This window comes from Mycobacterium kansasii ATCC 12478, assembly GCF_000157895.3.
Classification (GTDB): domain Bacteria; phylum Actinomycetota; class Actinomycetes; order Mycobacteriales; family Mycobacteriaceae; genus Mycobacterium; species Mycobacterium kansasii.
On the sequence record NC_022663.1, the window covers coordinates 4,191,467 to 4,208,926 of the forward strand.

At 65.8% G+C, this 17,460-nt stretch carries 8 protein-coding genes and 1 pseudogene; 4 read left to right on the plus strand and 5 right to left on the minus strand.

Annotated elements, in window-relative coordinates; translation table 11 throughout:
• Nucleotides 1-8 precede the first annotated feature (8 nt).
• The 5 genes and pseudogenes from MKAN_RS18290 to MKAN_RS18310 all read right to left on the minus strand — a co-directional run bounded on the left by MKAN_RS18290 (nt 9) and on the right by MKAN_RS18310 (nt 14,018).
• A complete protein-coding gene (locus MKAN_RS18290) occupies nt 9-4,109 on the minus strand; it encodes an Eco57I restriction-modification methylase domain-containing protein (protein ID WP_023370740.1) in 4,101 nt (1,366 codons plus the stop codon).
• The gene (locus MKAN_RS18295; RefSeq protein ID WP_023370742.1) at nt 4,106-6,973 is read right to left on the minus strand and encodes a helicase-related protein; all 2,868 of its coding nucleotides are present in this window, start codon (nt 6,971-6,973) and stop codon (nt 4,106-4,108) included. Before MKAN_RS18295 ends, MKAN_RS18290 begins: the two co-directional genes overlap by 4 nt.
• Entirely contained in the window at nt 6,970-12,111 is a 5,142-nt protein-coding gene (locus MKAN_RS18300) for a DEAD/DEAH box helicase (protein WP_023370743.1), read from the minus strand. Before MKAN_RS18300 ends, MKAN_RS18295 begins: the two co-directional genes overlap by 4 nt.
• A 317-nt stretch (nt 12,112-12,428) precedes the next feature.
• Nucleotides 12,429-12,719: pseudogene (locus tag MKAN_RS18305) on the minus strand (PIN domain-containing protein); the annotation flags it as partial.
• 147 nt (nt 12,720-12,866) lie between these two features.
• Nucleotides 12,867-14,018, minus strand: coding sequence for an FIST signal transduction protein (locus tag MKAN_RS18310; protein ID WP_023370748.1), 1,152 nt, complete (start codon nt 14,016-14,018; stop codon nt 12,867-12,869).
• A gap of 214 nt (nt 14,019-14,232) precedes the next feature.
• On the opposite strand from MKAN_RS18310, the gene MKAN_RS33070 reads away from it, so the two are divergent.
• From MKAN_RS33070 to larC2, 4 genes are all read left to right on the plus strand, one after another.
• Nucleotides 14,233-14,541, plus strand: a complete 309-nt coding sequence (locus MKAN_RS33070; RefSeq protein ID WP_051404539.1) for a hypothetical protein — start codon at nt 14,233-14,235, stop codon at nt 14,539-14,541.
• Nucleotides 14,542-14,843: 302 nt separating this feature from the next.
• Nucleotides 14,844-15,641 carry an ATP-dependent sacrificial sulfur transferase LarE gene (larE, locus tag MKAN_RS18320; RefSeq protein WP_036395282.1) on the plus strand — a complete coding sequence of 266 codons (798 nt, stop codon included), beginning with the start codon at nt 14,844-14,846 and terminating at the stop codon, nt 15,639-15,641.
• On the plus strand, nt 15,638-16,294 hold the full coding sequence (larB, locus tag MKAN_RS18325; RefSeq protein ID WP_023370754.1) for a nickel pincer cofactor biosynthesis protein LarB: 657 nt from the start codon (nt 15,638-15,640) through the stop codon (nt 16,292-16,294). Before larE ends, larB begins: the two co-directional genes overlap by 4 nt.
• Nucleotides 16,291-17,457, plus strand: a complete 1,167-nt coding sequence (gene larC2 / locus MKAN_RS18330) for a nickel pincer cofactor biosynthesis protein LarC2 (RefSeq protein ID WP_023370756.1) — start codon at nt 16,291-16,293, stop codon at nt 17,455-17,457. The genes larB and larC2 overlap by 4 nt, the downstream gene beginning before the upstream one ends.
• Nucleotides 17,458-17,460: the final 3 nt, after the last annotated feature.

A 17,460-nucleotide genomic window follows, 5' to 3' on the forward strand; every position in this document is an offset into this window, starting at 1 on the left:
CTTTCTACTCACTTGCTGTGACGGGGGCCTTCGCCGGCAGGGGGGTCCGCGAAGGGCTTCCATCCCTTGCCGCCGTGGGCGATTGCGTACGCCATGCGGTCGTACGCTTCGAGAACGAGACGACGGGTGCGGTATTCGCCGTAGTCGCGTTCCTCGTACTTGCGGACGACGGGGAAAGAGTCCAGGACATGTTCCGCCTCGCCGCGGTTGAGGCCATAGACATGGAGGAACGCTGCGTCAAGGTCGGCGCGTAGAAGTGCCCGGCGCTCGGGATGCCAGCGGAAGGGCGGGCCGTCGTCACCGAGGTCTTCGGCGTAGCGCTTGAGACGCCAAGAGGTGTAGGAAAGTTCGAGGACGTAGGGCCGAGTCCAGTCGGCGAGAGTTGTTTCTGTGTGCCAAGGTGTCTCCGCTGCGAACTCGTCCGGCGTCGGGCATGAAAGTTGCTTAGTTGCGAAGTAGTTGACGTGTGATCCGCTGATTTTCTGTTTGGCTACAAAGTCGAACGCCAACGATGACCACACGGCATGCAAGAGCGGTGCTAGCTCAGGCTTTGCCAATATGACGACGTAGAAAGAGTTGCCAACAGCTGTCATTGGTAACACGGCGGGTACGAATGTACGTTCATTGCTAGCGTTCGTGATATCGCGCCAACCAAGCAGCCAGTTACGGTCCCATCGTCCGTCGAGAGCCGCGTTTAATTCAGGTCGTTCAACCCAGTAACGACTTAAAGGTTCGATGTTAGGGTCGTCATGCTGCTCTGCGGTCAGCCGAGGAAGCGTACCCTTATTCAACTGCGCCTGGGTGGCGCCGTTGTAGGAAGCGTATCGGTGGTCAAAGTGGCCGAGAATTTTGGCCTCGTATAGTGGCACATACTCCTTGCCGGCACGTTCGTAGGACCACCCGTTGAATGTTGCGTCACTAAGGTCATCGGCCTGATGAAACAGCCCCGAGTCGTTGGTCATGTCGAAGAGCCGCGCAAACGACAAACCCCAGCCGTTGCCTTGCGGGTCGTCGTCGCGGACGAGGACGGGATGACGCGAATAGATACCGAGTGTGATGTCGGCGTCGACTTGGCTGCGGAATATAGGCAGGGTGCCGGTGTTCGGGTTCAGCTTTAGAACTTCTGATGCGGCGAGTTCGAAGCGTCGCGACGGCACATCAGTCAGGTAGCGTGTGTAGAAAGCGAACCGCGTTCGTGAAACTTTGCTCGCAACACCGCGCATTGCAGTTACCGCGAATCGCAACTGGTTATGTACGTCACGGAAGATCTTCGCTTCGTTCTCGAAGTCATAGAAGGCAGAAAGCCTTCGATTGCTCAGCGTGTCAGCAAAGAACGGCGCGGTGGTCTTGTCGGTCGCCAGCCCGGTCGGGCTGATGATCCCGGCAGCACCACTCGGCCCAGTGACGGTGCGCATCGTCTCGGCGAAAACGCTGTAGGTATTCACATCGCCGCGCCCGGTCAGCGGATAGCGACCACTCTTGAGCAACAGATGCGCGGTGGCATCGGACTGCCGCAGTGCCGCGTGGTAGGCCACGAACAGGTCGGGGTCACCGTCAGCCAGTTGGTCGATCATCTTCTTACGGATCGCGGCGGTGGCCGCGCCCTCGATATCGGAGCGGCCGGCGTTGCCGAAGAACTCCTTGTCTTGGATCTTGACGCGCTCCCACGGCGGATTGCCCACCACACAGGAGAACCCGCCGGTCCACCCGGTAGCAGGGTCAGCGCTGCCGTCGTCGGGGACGGTGAAGATGCCCGGGAACTCCAAATGCCAATGGAAGAACCGATATTGGCGCGCCAGGCTTTCGACCAGCGATTTGACGGTCGCAGGCACCGATTCCGGGTTCTCGGCCAAATCGCGCAGGGTGCCATGGGTAATCCCCTGCCCGGACGTCGTCGCACCGGTCTTGGGTTGGACGAACGCGGCGCACCACGCGTCGGCGACGAGTTTGGCGGCCTTGAGGTCGGGATCCTCTTCCAGTCGGCGCCAAGCGTCGGCGCGGGCGCGCATGGCCGCCACCGTCGCGGCGGCGCCGGTGTCGGCCTCGTGGGCGGCCTTGCTGAACTGGGTGGTCTCGACATTGAGCGTCTCGGAGCCGAACATGTTGAGCTGTTCGGCATTCGCTTCGCGTTCGGAATTGTTGCGGGCCTTGAGCTTCGACGTCCAGGTCTTGTCGTCGTCGCCGAGTGCCACGAACGCGGCGTCGGGAATGTTGTGGCGCAGCAACTCCGGCGTGGTGCCCAGCAGCGCGTTGCCGACCCGGAAGTGGGAGTCCAAGAAGGGGAATGGCCGATCGGCATCGAACGCCTCCAGCCACAGCGCCACCTTGGTGATCTCGATGGCCAGGTCGTTGAGGTCGACCCCGTAGACGCAGTGTTCGATGACGTCGGCCGTGGCCGCGCGCAGCGCCGCTGGGGCAGGTTCGGTGTCCCCGGTGCGCACGGTGGCCAGTGCAGCGGCGATCCGGCGCGCCGCGGCGACCACGAAATGCCCGCTGCCGCAGGCAGGATCGACCACGGACAGGTCCAGCAGCGCCGCCTCGGGATCCGCCGAGCGCAGCGCCTCGTCGATCAGCGGATTCAGCGCCTCGTCGAGCACCAATGCGATCAGCTCCGAGGGCGTGTAGTAGGAGCCGGACTTCTTGCGCTCGCTGCCGGTGGCGACGTCGAGGGTGAAGGTGCGATCGTCGGCGTTGTATCGGGGCGTGTAGGCCAGCAGCGACTCGTACATGCCGCCGAGTTCCTCGCTGTCGAGGTTGCGGTAGTCGACGGGCCGCGGCGTGCCGGTGACAGGGTCCTCGATTTGCGCCAGCGCGCGGACCGCGGCCAGGAAGGCCCGATTCGGCAGTTTGGCCCCCTCCAGGATGCTCAACGCGTCACGCGAAAACAGCGTCGCGCCAAGGCCGCTCAGCCCGAGCTCCGCCAGCCCGTCCCCGGAGAGGGCGTCGGTGACGATCTGATGGGCTTCCCACAAATCGGTGTGCCAGCCGCCGATCGGGGTGCCGGCCAGACGGCGCAGCCGCGCGGTCGAGAAGTAGTCCGCATAGAGGGAGCGGGCGTCGGCCGACGCCGCCGCGCCGTGCAGCAGGTCGCGGTCCTCCACGACGAACAGCACGATCAGCCGGTAGGCGATCCGCAGCAGCGCTCGCTGCAGGTCGCGGTCGGCGTCGCTGGCCACCCCCAGCGCTTCGCGCAAGGCGGTGTTGGCCGGGTGGGACACGAATCCGGTGCCCAACTCGTGTAGGGCCGCGGCGACCCCCTGCTGCAGGTTCAGCAGGGCTCGGGCGCCGTCGTCGATCGCGGTGCGGCGCCACCGCTCCAGCCAGCAGTTGTCGAGCTTGAGGCTGACCGGTTCGGCATCGCCTTCCTCGGCCTCCTCGCCATCCGCGGCGGCCACTTTCGCGGCGTGCTCGTCGAGCCGGGGCGCGAACCGGCTGGCGTGCAGGATCAGGAACAGCAGCCGGAAGTCGGCGTAGAGCTGGTCGGCGAAGATCGCGTCCAGGTCGAACTCCACGTAGGACTGCCGGGTCAGGCTGGACGCGTCGCGCAGCAGCCGCAGCCGGTGGCCGTTGGACAGAATCCCCCACAGCGAGTTGTGTTCACGGTTGAGGTAGTCCTGCAGCATGGACTGCGGGGCACGCGCCGTTACCGACGGAGTCTTGGTGTCGAGGTCGATTCCGGCTCCGACGAGGTGGATTGGAACCCACGCCGACGGGTTGGCAGCGTCGGGCCATGAAACCCGATGGGAGATGGGGAAATTCGGGGCCATCGATTCACCCAGACCGGGCTGCACCGACAACCCGCCGCCGACCACTTCGGGGCGACCCCAGCCAAGTTCGTACAGCAGTGGCAGCAACCATTTTTCGCGGGTGAGCTTGATGGCGGGGTCGCCTTCGGGTAGCCGGCTCAGCATGGTGCGCCACTGCAGGTGGGCGGCAAGCATAGCCTCCCAGGCCCGGGCGATGGCGCCGTTGACCGTCATGCCGGGCGGTAGGTCGTACTCCCCGGCGGATTGGCCCGGCATGCGCACTTCGCTGACGCGGGGGATCGCCTCGGCGGGCAACGCGGTGCCCACGATCCGGACCGCGCGGAACACGGATGGGGTGCTCATCGGGAACTCGCCTCGGGCAGAAAGACGTACACACCGAGCACATCGGCCGGTGGAAGGAACTTCACCGCGGGAGCGCGCCCCGCCGCCTTCGACGCCGCGCGCACCGCCTGGTGTTCGGCGACCAGGCTTTCGGCGGCCACCTGCCCCGCCTGGGCGAGATGATCGGCCAACGCGGGGAGCCGCCCGAGCGCCCTGCCGAGTTGGGCTCGCGCCAATGCGTCATCCACGTTGCCGGAGGGCGTGAGCGCCAACAGCGCGTCGACGTCGGATTGCGCCAGCCAGGTCAGGGTGTCCCCGCTTGCCGTGAAGGCGGCGAACCGCGCTTCCTCGGCGACCTGGGTGACCGTGGTGTTGGAACCCGGGATGGTGATCTCCAGCCGGTGGCGAACCACCAGCAGCGTCGTGACCTTGTCGACGCCCTTGGCGCGCATGACACCCGCCCGCCGCGCGGGCCGGGCGGCCGCGTCCAGGCGGCTGTCGAGCGCGGCGTCCAGCACATAGCGGGACAGTGACTCCACCGTCGGATCGGTGCGGTTGAGCACGCAGTGCCCGGCCGGCACTGGCAGCGACCGGTGGAAATGCAGGCGATTGTCCTTGGTCGGCGGAAGCTGGTCGCGTACCGCCGGCGGCAAGGTGTCGACGCGGGCCGTGAACCCGTCCGCGGTGTCGGCGACCTTGGCGCCCAAAAGCGATAGCGCTGTGCGAGTGAAGGTTTCGATTTCGGCGGGTCCACCGAGCGCGCGGCGGACTTCGATGATGGCGTGCTCGACGACGTCGGGCTTGAGCCCCGCCTGGCGGAACCGCGACCGCGAAGCCTTCTCCCGTTCGGCGGCATTGACCCACTGCACTTGCACCTCGTCGGCCAGCGAGGCGGAGGTGGCCTCGGCGAAGTCCAGGGTCAACTGTTCGGCGTCCTTGCCGCGCAGCAGCAGCGACTCCCAGATCGCCTTCATCACCGTGGTGGGGTCGACGGGTACCGGCACCGAGACGCCGGTGCTGCGCTGGATGTTCTTGTGCCGCCGGATCAGGACCTCAAGCACGATGCCGTCGATTCCGTTGTCCTCGCCGAAGTAGGTGACGGTGCGCACGACGGGCGCACCCTGGCCGAACCGGTCGATGCGGCCCTCCCGCTGTTCGTGTCGAGTGGGGTTCCAGGCCAGGTCGTAGTGGACGACGGCGGTGAAACCCTCCTGCAGGTTGATGCCCTCCGACAGGCAGTCGGTCGCGATCAGCAGTCGCGGTCCGTCGTGTGCGGTCAGTGCGTCGACGCGTTCCTCGCGTTCCTCCGGGGCGAGGTTTCCGGTGACCGCGTCGATCTGCAGGTCGGGAATTCTCGTCAGCGCGGTGCGGAGGTGTTCGGCGAGATAGTCGGCGGTCGGGATGAAGCGGCAGAAGACGATCGGGTGGTAGCCCTCGGCGATCAGTTCCTTGACCAACGGGACGAGCCGCTTGAGCTTGGCGTCGGACCGCACGCCTTTCAAAGCCGCTGCGGCCCCGGCCAATTCGCGCAACCGCCGGCACGCACCGGTTGACGGCGCGTCGACGTCACCGGTATCGGCGCCGACGGTGACGTCTTCTCCTTCCATGGTGTCGTCCAGATCGGAGTCCAGTACCCGGGGCTCGGCGAACGCGTCGACCTCGTCTTGGTTCTCGACGGCTGCGACCGCGGAGCGGTTGAGCAGGGTCTGTTCGGCCGCGGCCGGGCTGGAGGCCAGGCAACGCAGCAGCGCGATCGCCGACCACCAGCGCACCCGCTGGCGGACGGCGCTGAGTTTGGGGTCGGCTACCTGCTCGCGCACGTAATCCATGACGTCGTCGAACAGCGCCCGGTAGGCCGGGGTGAGCTTGTAGGCGGTCTCGGTGGTCTCGCGCTTGGGGAACGGGGTGTCCTCGTCCAGGTACTCGCGGATGTCGGCGCGCTGCCGCTGAATCATGAACTTGGCCAACAGCTTCCGGTCGTCCTCGCGGTCGCGTCCGGACAGGTCGGTGGGCAGCTCGGGCAGGCGGCGGTCGAGCAGCCCGATGAGCGACTGCCACGCCGTGTCGTCGCCGCTGTGCGGGGTGCCCGTCAGCAGCAGCAGATGACGGCCGGGATCGTCGGCGAGCTTGCGTAACAGCGTGTAGCGCAGCTGCGTTTGGGCCGATCTGGCCGTGCCCGCATGCGGCACACAGCTATGCGCCTCGTCGACGATCACCAATTCGGGGCAATGCAACGCGAACTCGTCGCGGCGGGTGCGTTGCTTGATGAAATCGGTGGAGATCACCAGATGCGGGTGGTGCTCATAGACGTTGGAGCCGAAGGGCACGCTGCGCATCAGCCGGTTCACGGTCGACGGCAACAGCAGCTGGGCGCCGATGCCGAACTTGTCGCGCAGCTCGTGTTGCCACTGCGGAGCCAACTGCGGCGAGCACAGCACGACCATGCGTTGGGCATTCCCGGTCGCCAGCAGTTCCGCGGCGATCAGTCCCGCCTCCACCGTCTTGCCGATGCCGACGCCGTCGGCGATCAGCAGCCTTGTGGTCTCCTGGGCCGCCGCCATCATCAGCGGCACCAGCTGATAGTTGCGCGGTGTTACGGCCAGGCCGGCGAAGGAGCGGAACGGGCCGCCGCTGCCGCGAAACGATAGCCGCAGTGCATCCCGCAGCAGCCGGGCCCGGCTGGCATCGCCACGGTCGTCGACGGTGGGCGGCTCGAACCTGGCCGCCGCGAACTCGTCGACATCGGGCAGCAGCACCGTGGTTTCGTCCTCGTGGCCACCGAGTGGACGCACCAGCAGCGCTCCGGGCGGTGAGCCCGGCAAGACCAGCCAGTCCCGTCCGCGGGCGTTGACGAGACCGCCTGCCGCGTACTCAGTGACCGTCATGCGAGTAACTTTCCGGGTCCGAAGACGTCGACCTGTTCAGCGAATGCTTTGAGCCAGCCGTCGTCGGCGTCGGTGTGCTTGAACCGCAACACCAGCCAGCCGGCCTCGTCTTCCAGCTTCGCCCGCGCCTGCTCGTCTTTTTGCTGCTGATACTCGGAGTCGTGGTGGGGGCCGTCGACGAACACGGCGACGTCCATTCCTGATGTGTGGTAGGCGAAGTCGGGTCTGACGTAGTAGCCGTCGACCATCCGCTGTGCCTCGTCGGGCAGCCGATAGCCTTGCTGCTCCAGCAGATCCAGGAAGTGCCGTTCCAGATCGCTGTCACAGGTCTTCTTCAGACGTTCCAGTTGCTCGGCGCGTTCCTCACCGCCCGAACCGACCGCGACGGTCGCGGAGGCGAGGCGTTGCAGCAGCTCTTTCACGCAATGGCGATCGAGCTGTTGATGGTCCCACTGATTGGCGTAGGACAGCAGGCAGTCGTAACACGCTTGCGCACAGTCTTCGAGTGCATGCGGTGCCCGACGTTGGTCCGCCCCGGTGTCGGAGTCGAAGTGCAGAATCTCCAGGGCTTTGCGGGCGACGTCGCGCAGTTGCCCGTCCTCGGTCGCGACCCGCCGCAGCACACCGGCCCCGCCCTCGGCGGCTTCGAAGAACAGCAGCCGTGACCACGCGTGATCGCCGGTGTTGCCGGGCAACGGCTCGACGGCGAGCTCACTGCTTTCCAGCTGGTACACGGCTTCGACGGCGCGTTTGAGGGCATACATTGCGGCCATGCGTTGCTCGCTGGGAATAGATGGATCCAGGTGCAGCACAAGGGCGTTGCGGTGGTCCTCGACGTAGGGAATGACCCGGATGTAGCGCGGCGCCTCCCCGTGCACGTTTTTGGCCAGATCGGACTCGGCGCACCAGCGGCCCTCCACGGTGTCGAGCACGTGGCCGCGGGTGTCCTTCTTCTTACGGCGGCGCAGGCCGACGTTCATCCGGCGGATCAGCGCGGTGTCCCCGTAGGTCATGGTGCCCAGTTCCTGACCGTCGACGCTGATGCTGCTGGTGAGCTGACCGGCGCGCACCCCGTGCGGCACAAACCGCAGCGTGGTGACGATTTCATGGCCGGCGCGGTGACGCTCTTCCTCGTCGGCGCTGATCCGGTCCCGTCGCCGGGTCTTGACCGCGAGCAGGCGCATCATCTCGCTCATCGTGTCGAGGGACCCGGAGCCGCAATGCTCGCAGAACTCCACATTGGTCGGTGTGTTGCACTCGTGGAGGTAGCCGCATCGGTTGCAGCGTTTGATTTCGGTCATGTTGACGCCCGTGCCGTCTGCGCGGGCGGGGAGGCTGACCCGGTTGACTTGGTAGCGGGCGCCCTCGTGATAGATGAATGCGTCCGGCCCGAACTCGCTGATGGCCAAGAATCGGGGGCGCTGGATGAAGTCACCCTCGCCGTTGCGGGTGCGCCGCTCGGCCGGAATGAACGCCGACAGCGGGAGGCGTGGGAACGAGTAGCCCGGCAGGAAACCTTCGGAGGCGAAGTAGCGGTAGGTGTAGAAGTCGCCCTGCACTACGTCGTCGACTTGACCTTTGAGCAGATCCAGCGCAGCGCGTGCTTCCGACATCCTGGCCCGGGCTCGTTGCTTCGATGCTTCCGAGGCTCCAATCGTCTTGAGAATCTGTGCAGCGCTGTCTAATTCGGCTTGCGCCTCACGGTAGAGGCCGCGCCATCGGTCGGCGGCCAGGTTAAAGCGCGCCGGGGCGCGGTCCACGGTGTCGGCGACCCAGGTGTCGGTCCACCACGGCGCCGAGGTGACCTCGCTGGTGGCGGTCAGGACGGCAGTGATCGCGTCGATGGCCGCCGCTCGACTCGCCTTGGACGTGATGCGCGCCTGGACCTCGGGGCGCAGCGGTTCACCGGGCTGGTCGATGTCGAGCAGCTCGACCATGCTGGCCTTGAGGTCGAGGTCGCACTGCACCAGCCAGATGGCGTGCGCGTGGGCCCGGACCAAATCTTGGTTGCCCAGCTCCAGCCTCGGCGGCGCCACGGCGCCGGCGACCATGTCCTGGCTGCGCCGAAAGTAATAGGCGTCGTGGGCATTTCCGGTGGCGCAGTAGGTCAGCGCGATCGCCGGCTGCCCGGAGCGGCCGGCACGCCCGGAGCGCTGCGCGTAGTTGGCCGGGGTGGGCGGGACGTTTCGCATGCCGACGACGTTGAGGCTCCTGATGTCGACGCCGAGTTCCATCGTCGGCGAGCAGTACAGCACCGGCAGCTGCGCGTTGGAGAACTCGTCTTCGCGCTGCTGGCGTTTGGACGGCTCAACCTGTGCGGTGTGCTCGCGTGCTTCCAAGCCCACCAACGCTTGCGCGGTCTCGGAATACAGCTGGCGGAAGTACGGGTTGACGCGGCCCTGCGTCCGGTTGCCGCGAATCGGATCGGGTGCGCGATGCTGACCCGTGCCCGCGTGCCATTCGATCAGGCTGGCATGGATGCGATAACCGGTGCGCCGCTTCGGCATCTTGACGCGCACCAAGATGCCGGCGCTGGCCATCGTTTCGAGTAGCCCTTCGATCAGGGTGTCGGCATCGGCCACTTTCAGTTTTTGGGCATGCGCCGGAAAGCGGCCGGGACGCCGCAACCAGCGCCCGTAAGCTCCAAGGCCCGACAAGTAGAGGTCAACGCCGGTGCCCGCGACGCTTTTGGGCCGGCTGCCGGGATACGCGGTGCCACTATACGTTCCGGATTCGTCGGTGATCGCCCATGGATCTTTCAGCCACTCCCGGCTGGCACGCCTGATCGCGTCGAACTTCTCCTCACTAAGGAATTCGGTTTCGATGCAAAGGTTCCGGCGCAGTTCATCGAGTAGCACGTGCATCAACTGGCGGCGGATCTTGGAATCTGCGTCCGCTAATGGGTTCCCGAGAGTTGCCCACTTGGTGTCGTCATCTGCGAGCTGATCCAAACCGAAGTAATCCAGCCGCAATTGACCGGTTTGCTCGAGGTTGGGCATGGTGATGCGCCATCCGCGGGCGAGGTCGCGCCACAGTCGATAGGTGACGACATCGCGCAGCGCGCGTGCGATTTTCTTGCGCGGCACGAGCTCGTCGGCGGTGTCCTCGTCGCGCGCGAAGCGTTTGAGTTTGTTACCGCCGAGCGCGGAAACCACTTCGGGCCCCAGGTTCTCGTCAGTGAGTGGCCCGTCGCCATGGTTGACGGCGGCCCGGTAGAGTGCGGATCGAATCAACGCGACGATGACGAAGTCGTTGAAGTGTCCGGCCTGAAGGCTCGCATCCTGACGATTGTCGCTGAACGCCAGGAACTTCCGCGCTTCGGCATCGAGGTCGGTCTCGTCGCGCAGGGCACGCACGACTGATTGCGACAGCACCGTCACCGCGCTGGCCCGGCCCTCGGTACCAAGGCTGGCCACGCGGGAGAACTCCGACTGCCGGGCGCTCTCGTAGCTCGTCTTGCACGAGGGGCAGAAGTCAAGCCGTTCGAAGAACGCAACGGGCATTCCGTCGTCGGTGATGCTGCCAAAAGGGTCGACGCGCAGCGATACCGGGAGCTTGTTGAGGCGCGCGGGATCAAGGGCTTGGCCCGCACCGGCAGACACCGCCCAGTCGTCGGGCACCAGCTCCAGAAGTGCGGGGTCGGTCGGATCGGGCCATGGTTGGTCAGTGACGTAGAGCAGCCCGGTCGCGTCGGGTTGCTCATCAATGCCTGAGTGCAGGATGCGTGGACTGAAACTCTTGCGGCCGCGATCGAGGTTGACCACCAAGAACTCCTGGCCGCATTCCCGGCAAAAGGCCAGTGGAAATAACGGTTGACCCGCCGGCCGCTCGGGTGCGCTTCGTTGGTATTGCGTTGTAAGGTAACGGCTTTTCACCGGCTCCAGCGTGGTGTAGACGGTGTCGCCCTTGCCGATGAACTGGTGCAGCTTGAACGCGAATAGCGAACGACCCTGGGGATCGCGGGCTCGCGACCCTGCCAGCAAGAGTTTCCGGAGTTTGTCACGGCACACGTGTTCGTCGACACGCGTCTCGGCGTGTAGCTTTGCCGCCGCCTCGCTCAGCTTGCTCGGTGGGCGGCGGCTGAGCTTTCCCTCGTCGTCTTCGCGCAGCCCGAACTCTTCCTCGGCCCACACGGCCAGCGGATCGGTCCGCAAGTCTTCCCAAGTATCCGGGGTCGACGCTGGCAGCCGCGCGGTGAGCGCAGCCGTATCGACGTGGCCGGACGTCGCCCGTCGCAGCGTCTCGCCGACCACGTTGGCGGCCGGGATCTTGACACCGAAGATTCGGGTGGCCAGGTCGGCGACCTGCTGGCGCTGCTCGGCCTTGGTGCCCGGACCGGCGAGGGTCGCACTGGTGCCGATGCACTGCAGCTTTTCAGCGTTGATCGCGCTGCGCAGCCGGCGCACCAGCATCGCGACGTCGGCGCCCTGGCGCCCGCGATAGGTGTGCAGCTCGTCGAGGACCAGGAACGACAGGTTCTCGGCACTGGAGATCAGCGCCTTACGCTCACGTGGCCGGGTGAGCATCAGCTCGAGCATCACGTAGTTGGTCAGCAAGATGTCCGGCGGCGATGCCAGGATCGTCTCGCGTTCGCTTGACGTCTCCTGTCCGGTGTAGCGGGCGAACGTCACCTTTTGGTTCGCGGTACCGAGGAACTTCTCCAGTTCGCTGCGCTGACTATTGGCCAGCGCGTTCATCGGGTAGACGACAATGGCTCGTACACCTTTGCCCGATCCCTCGCGCAACACCCGGTCCACGATGGGCACGATGTACGACATCGACTTGCCTGAGCCGGTGCCCGTGGTCAGAACGTACGATTCGCCGCGGTTGGCGATCTCGAAGGCGTCGCTCTGGTGCCGATGGAAGGTGACTTCCCGGCCGATAGCGTCGTCGTCGGCCTTGATGCGGAAGATCTCCTGAGCTTGGGGATGCAGCACTCCCCGTTCGACCAGCTCGCCGACCGACCCACCCGGCTCGAAAGCGGGGTTGAGCGCCAACCATGGCTCGGGCCACAGCAGGCCGTCGTCGATCTCGCCCTCGACCTTGGCCCGGATTTGCTCGTCCTTGATGTCAAGGAAGCCCTTCACGAAGGACTCGTAGTCGTTCAGGACTTCGTCAAGGACACCGAACGCGTCCATGACACCTCCCGTTAGGAAGCTGGTACCGACCCGGTGGCGACCATACTTCGGGTGTCCGACAAATTTGGCACGTTGTCGCATTTTCCGAAGTGATCGGTGACGGACCACGTGCATGGGCGCCCCGCAGCCATGCGGTGTCTGTGGCGGCAGCTCGCGGTCCGAGAACGGGATAAAGGTTTGCGCGTCGGCAACGTTTGGCCCGAATAAACGTCGCCCAAGCCAACAGGCTAGCCGAGCGTGCCGCGGCATTCGTCGCTGGGCGGCCGAACGCATTTCACCCCAAATGCGTGGATGTAGTGGCCTTAACGCCTGCTGCGTCAGAGCGTGATGACCTCGACGTCAGGCACCGCGGAGTAGTCGCCGTCCTGGGTCACGATCGGAATCTGGTGCGCCACTGCGGTTGCCGCAATCCAACTGTCGTTGATCGGTTCCCGCAGGTGGGCGGCTCGCAGCTTGGATACCAGCAGTGCCCACGCTTCGGAAACCCTCTCGTCGACGCTCAGCGGTTCGAATCGTTGGGCAAGCTGATAGGTGGAGAGCCGGCGTGCCGCGGCTTCCGGGCCGGGGGCTTGCAGCACTCCCAAGCGGAGTTCGCCGAGCGTGAGTTTGGGTAGACCGGCGTCCGATCCGCGCTGCCGGAATGAGCTCCCGGCACCAGGCGCCGGCTTGTCGCTGAAAAGTCGCTCATAGCCGGGCACAACGCATAGTGCCCGCCGCCAGTGACAGCTGTGACACCAGTGACACACCCCGCGCAGTCAGTCGACGAACAGCGCCAACGACGCCGTGTAGCCGTGCAGCGCGTTGCGGCCGAAAACCGGGCCGATCTCGCCGGCGGCGAAGAAACCGGCCAGCGGAATCCCGCCCAGCAGGTCCTCGATCGTCGACGCGTCGTGGTCGGCCACCCCGAACATCCGCCGCCCCCGCCCGTTGCAGGTGAACAGCAGCGCACCCGCCGGACGCCCACCCAGCTCGGCCGCCGCCCGCTCCACGGCCAGGTGCAGGTCCTTGTCCGCCGACGCGGCGTCCCGGACCTGGAACTGCACCGTCGTGCCGACCTCGACGACCTCGCCGATCTCGATCACCCCGGTCGAAGGATCGGCGCCCAGCAGCCCGCGGATCAGGAAGTCGCCCTGCCCCGGAGCCGCCAGGTGCTCGTCGACCACGATGCCGATCTGCAGGCCACGGCTGACCAGCTCCTGCTCGTGCAAGGGCAAGCCCTCGACGATCTCTCGCAGGCGCACCAGCGGTGGACGGCCGCCCAGCTCGGTGATCACCGCGCCGTCCGCGCCGGTGACGATGTAGGGACGGCCGATCGGCCGGCAGCCCTGCGACACGATGGGGATGCTGTGCACACCGGGCAGGCGCACACCGACGAGCCCCGAGCTGAACACGCCGCGATCGCGGAACAGCCGGGTGCCGCCCGGGCCGCGTCCACCACTGGCCAGGCCACCCACCACGGTCGTTCCCGGCAGGTCGCTGTTGAGGTGCTCGATGAGCAGACTCGACGGGAATGTGTACGGGTCCGGTAACAGCAGATGCAGATCGTGGGCGGTCCGATCGAACCGGTAACCGGTCAGCAGTCCGCCCGAACCGGTGCGGACGAAGTCCAGCTGGAACGTTTCGGCGGCCAGACCCGACGCCAGCCACACCGCCACCGCCGGCTGGTCCTCGATCTCATGCCGGCCGGCGACAACCGCCTGGGCGACACAGCCGATCAGCGGGGGCGATCCCACGATCTCCTGCACCGCGTTAAGGACGTCCGCCGCCTGATCGGAGTGCGATCGCGAACCGAGCAGCACGGCCAGCGACGGCATCTCACCGGCGAGCTCGTCGCACGCCTGCGTGGCGGCCTCCACCGCCGCCTTCCGCGCATCGGGCGCGGTGGAGAATCCGACTCCGATCCGCACCCCTCCATCATGCGCCGATGCGCCGCTTCTCAGGGCCTATTTTCGGACCGTTGCTCGACGGGACCGTCTGCCACGGCGAAGCCGTCTAGCACGCCGAGCGGATCGGCACTGCGTAGCCTTGCAGCGATTCAGTCGTCGTTGAAGGATTGCGCATGAAGATTGGGGCCTGCTGACCCATGTGGATCGCCGCAGCGGGCGTCACTACCGGACGCCGGTGGGCAGCCATCCCTACGGCGACGGCTTCGTGCTGCCGTTGACTCATGGCACTCACACCGACTGGTACCGAAACCTCATGGCCGCCGGTGACGGCGCACTCGATTGGAAAGGGCATTGGAAGGGGCGTAGCTATCGGCTGGAGCGGCCGGAGCTCGATTCCGGGGTTGAGCCGATGTGGGTGTGGCCCGCGTCGGAACGGATCATGTTGCAGTCAGCCGGGATCCATGACTTTGTGTGGCTGCATCAGCGCGCGGAGCCGGGCCCTCGGGAAATATGCCATAGACAACAGTTGCTAAGCGCAATATAGGCACATATACTACTGCGCATTCGCCAACTCCCGAGCACCCGAGACTTCAATAACCACACCCCAATATGGCAGCCGCTACCTCGATTGGCGGCGGCGCCTGCCGCCGCCGAGGGATCGGCGCTCAACCCGACGCAGTTCACAGTCTGTGGATGCCAAGCCGTCGGCGCTTGAGCTGCGGCAATTCGCCAACGGCTCCAGCCACCAGGGCTGTCAGCATCCGCTGTACGGCCACCGATGGCCGCCGATGCGACCATTATCAGCGAACGCTAAACGAAGACAACGTATTTCGGAAAGTCAGGTCAATGCCGTTAACTCGACTGGATCGCGTCCTGCGCGACATACCCACCCGCATCGTAGCGTGCAGCGGCGGCGTGGACAGTCTGCTACTCGCCACCGTCGCCCACCGAGCGGCGCCGCAAAGCACCACCGTGGCGCACGCGGTCACGCCAGCGGTTCCCGCCGCGGCCACGGCACGGGTTGTGGCGCATGCCGAAGCCGAAGGATGGACGTTGCAGCTGGTCCGTTCCAAGGAGTTCGACGACGAGCGCTACCTTTCCAATCCGCGTAACCGCTGCTATTTCTGCAAGAGTCACCTTTACACCGCGATTCGCGAACTGCCGACGTGCGACGGCGCAACAATGTTGAGCGGCGCCAACTTCGACGATCTCGGCGAGTACCGGCCCGGTCTGATCGCCGCCGAGGAAAATCACGTCCGGCACCCGTACGTTGAAGCGGGTCTGGGCAAGGAAGACATCCGGTCGATCGCCCGCACGCTGGCGTTGGATTTTGCGGATCTGCCCGCATCGCCATGTCTGGCCAGCCGCCTGTACACGGATACCGCTGTCACGCCGTCGCGGCTTCGCTCGATCGAGATCGGCGAAGACCTGCTGCGCATGCTGACCGGAATCGACGTCGTCCGGTGCCGGCTGCGTGAGGACGTCGTGCTCATCGAGGTTCGCGCGGAAGACGCCGCACGTGTCACCGACGACGTCATCGACCGGGTGGCTGCGGCCATGCGGAGGGTGGAACCGTCGCTGCACCGAGTCGTCCTGGACGACAAGCCATATCGTCCCGGTCGTGCCCTGGAGCTGCTGGCATGACCGTTTGCTACGACTACACCCGGCTGGCGCGCGTCGGAATGCCCGAGGCGATCTTCTGCCTCAATAAGACGACCAGCCAGCTACGCGCCATCGTGACCGAGTTGCTCGAACGGCCCGACAACCCGGTTCTGTTCACCCGGATGAGCGACGCCCAATACCAGACCGTCCGGCCACTCACCGGGCAAGCGCTGGAATACGACGAGGAGTCGGCAACCGCTGTCCTTCATGGTTGTCTACCGACCCGCAACGGCACGGTGGCTGTTGTCACCGCCGGCACCTCAGACATCCCCGTGGCGGCCGAGGCTTGCCGGACGCTCGAGTTCCTTGGCTTCAAGGCCGCGCGCATCGCCGACGTTGGTGTAGCCGGTATCTGGCGTCTGCTGGAAAGAGTCGACGAGATCCTCGACCACGACGTCGTGATCGTTGTTGCCGGTATGGATGCCGCACTCGCCTCGGTTGTCGGCGGGCTCACCGGCCAGCCCATGATCGCGGTACCCACATCGACTGGCTACGGCGCAGCCGCCGACGGCGAAACCGCGCTTCGCTCGATGCTGACCAGCTGTGCCCAGGGCGTCACCGTGACGAATATCGACAACGGCTTCGGAGCGGCGTGTGCAGCGAACCGAATCCTGCTGGCACTAAACCGAACATGATCGGCTGGATCGACGCCCGAGCCGGGGTGAGCGGCCAGATGCTGCTCGGCGCTCTCGTCGACGTGGGCGTGCCGTTGGAGCTATTGCAGACGGCGGTCGACCAACTTGGCCTTGACATCACGCTGGCGTCGACGCCATGCGGGCGGGGCGGCATCGGCGCCACGGAGGTGCGCGTCGTTGGCAACGAGGACCCGCAGATCCGGAACCTTGCCGAGATTCAGCGGTTGCTCGATCGAGTTGCCGAACCCGTTCGACAGACCATCCACGACATCGTTCGCCGGTTGGCCGAGGCCGAGTCGCGGGTATCCCGTATCCCATTGGAGGGTTGGAACTTCTGTGAAAACGCCAGCACCCTCGCTTGCATAGTCGCAGCGGCGGCCGGGTTCCATTGGTTGGGCTTGGAGACGCTGCACTGTTCGCCGGTCGGCCTTGGCAGCGCAACAGGAATGCAGGCTCCCGCCGTCCTGGAACTGCTCAAGGGCGTCCCGGTGGCCGGCGGTACAGCCACCGCACACTGCCCCACACCTACGGGCGCGGCGGTGCTCGCGACGCTGGTGACGGATTGGGGCGAGCTGCCCCCACTCATCATGCGCCGGGTGGGATACGGCGCCGGCCAGCATAATTCGCTTGAGGCGGCGAACGTGCTGCGCATCGTCGTCAGCGAGCCGGCCGGCCAACCGGCCTGCAGCGTGCAGCTCGAAACCAATGTGGACGACCTCGACCCGCGGGTGTGGCCGTACGTCATCGAGCGCCTGCTCGCCGCTGGAGCTTACGACGCCTGGCTCACCCCGATCATCATGAAGAAGGGCCGGCCCGCGCACACCCTTTCCGTACTGGCCCCAAGCCAGCGCGCCGCGGATCTGCGCGCGATCATCTTCCGCGAGACCAGCTCGATCGGATTGCGGGAATTCACGGTGGCCAAGCATCACAAGTTAGCCAGGTCCGAGAGCCTGGTCCAGGTTGGCGGGCAACCGATCCGGATCAAGACCGCCCGGCTCGACGGTGAAACCGTCAACGTCAACCCCGAGTGGCGTGACATTGTGGCCGCCGCAGAAGCTCTCGGACAGCCGGCCAAGCAGGTGTTAGCGCAAGCCCGGCGGGCCGCATCCGATCACAGCATGAGCGCCGCTGTTGAGCCCTCGCTGGCGATGCCTGGCTCATGAGCC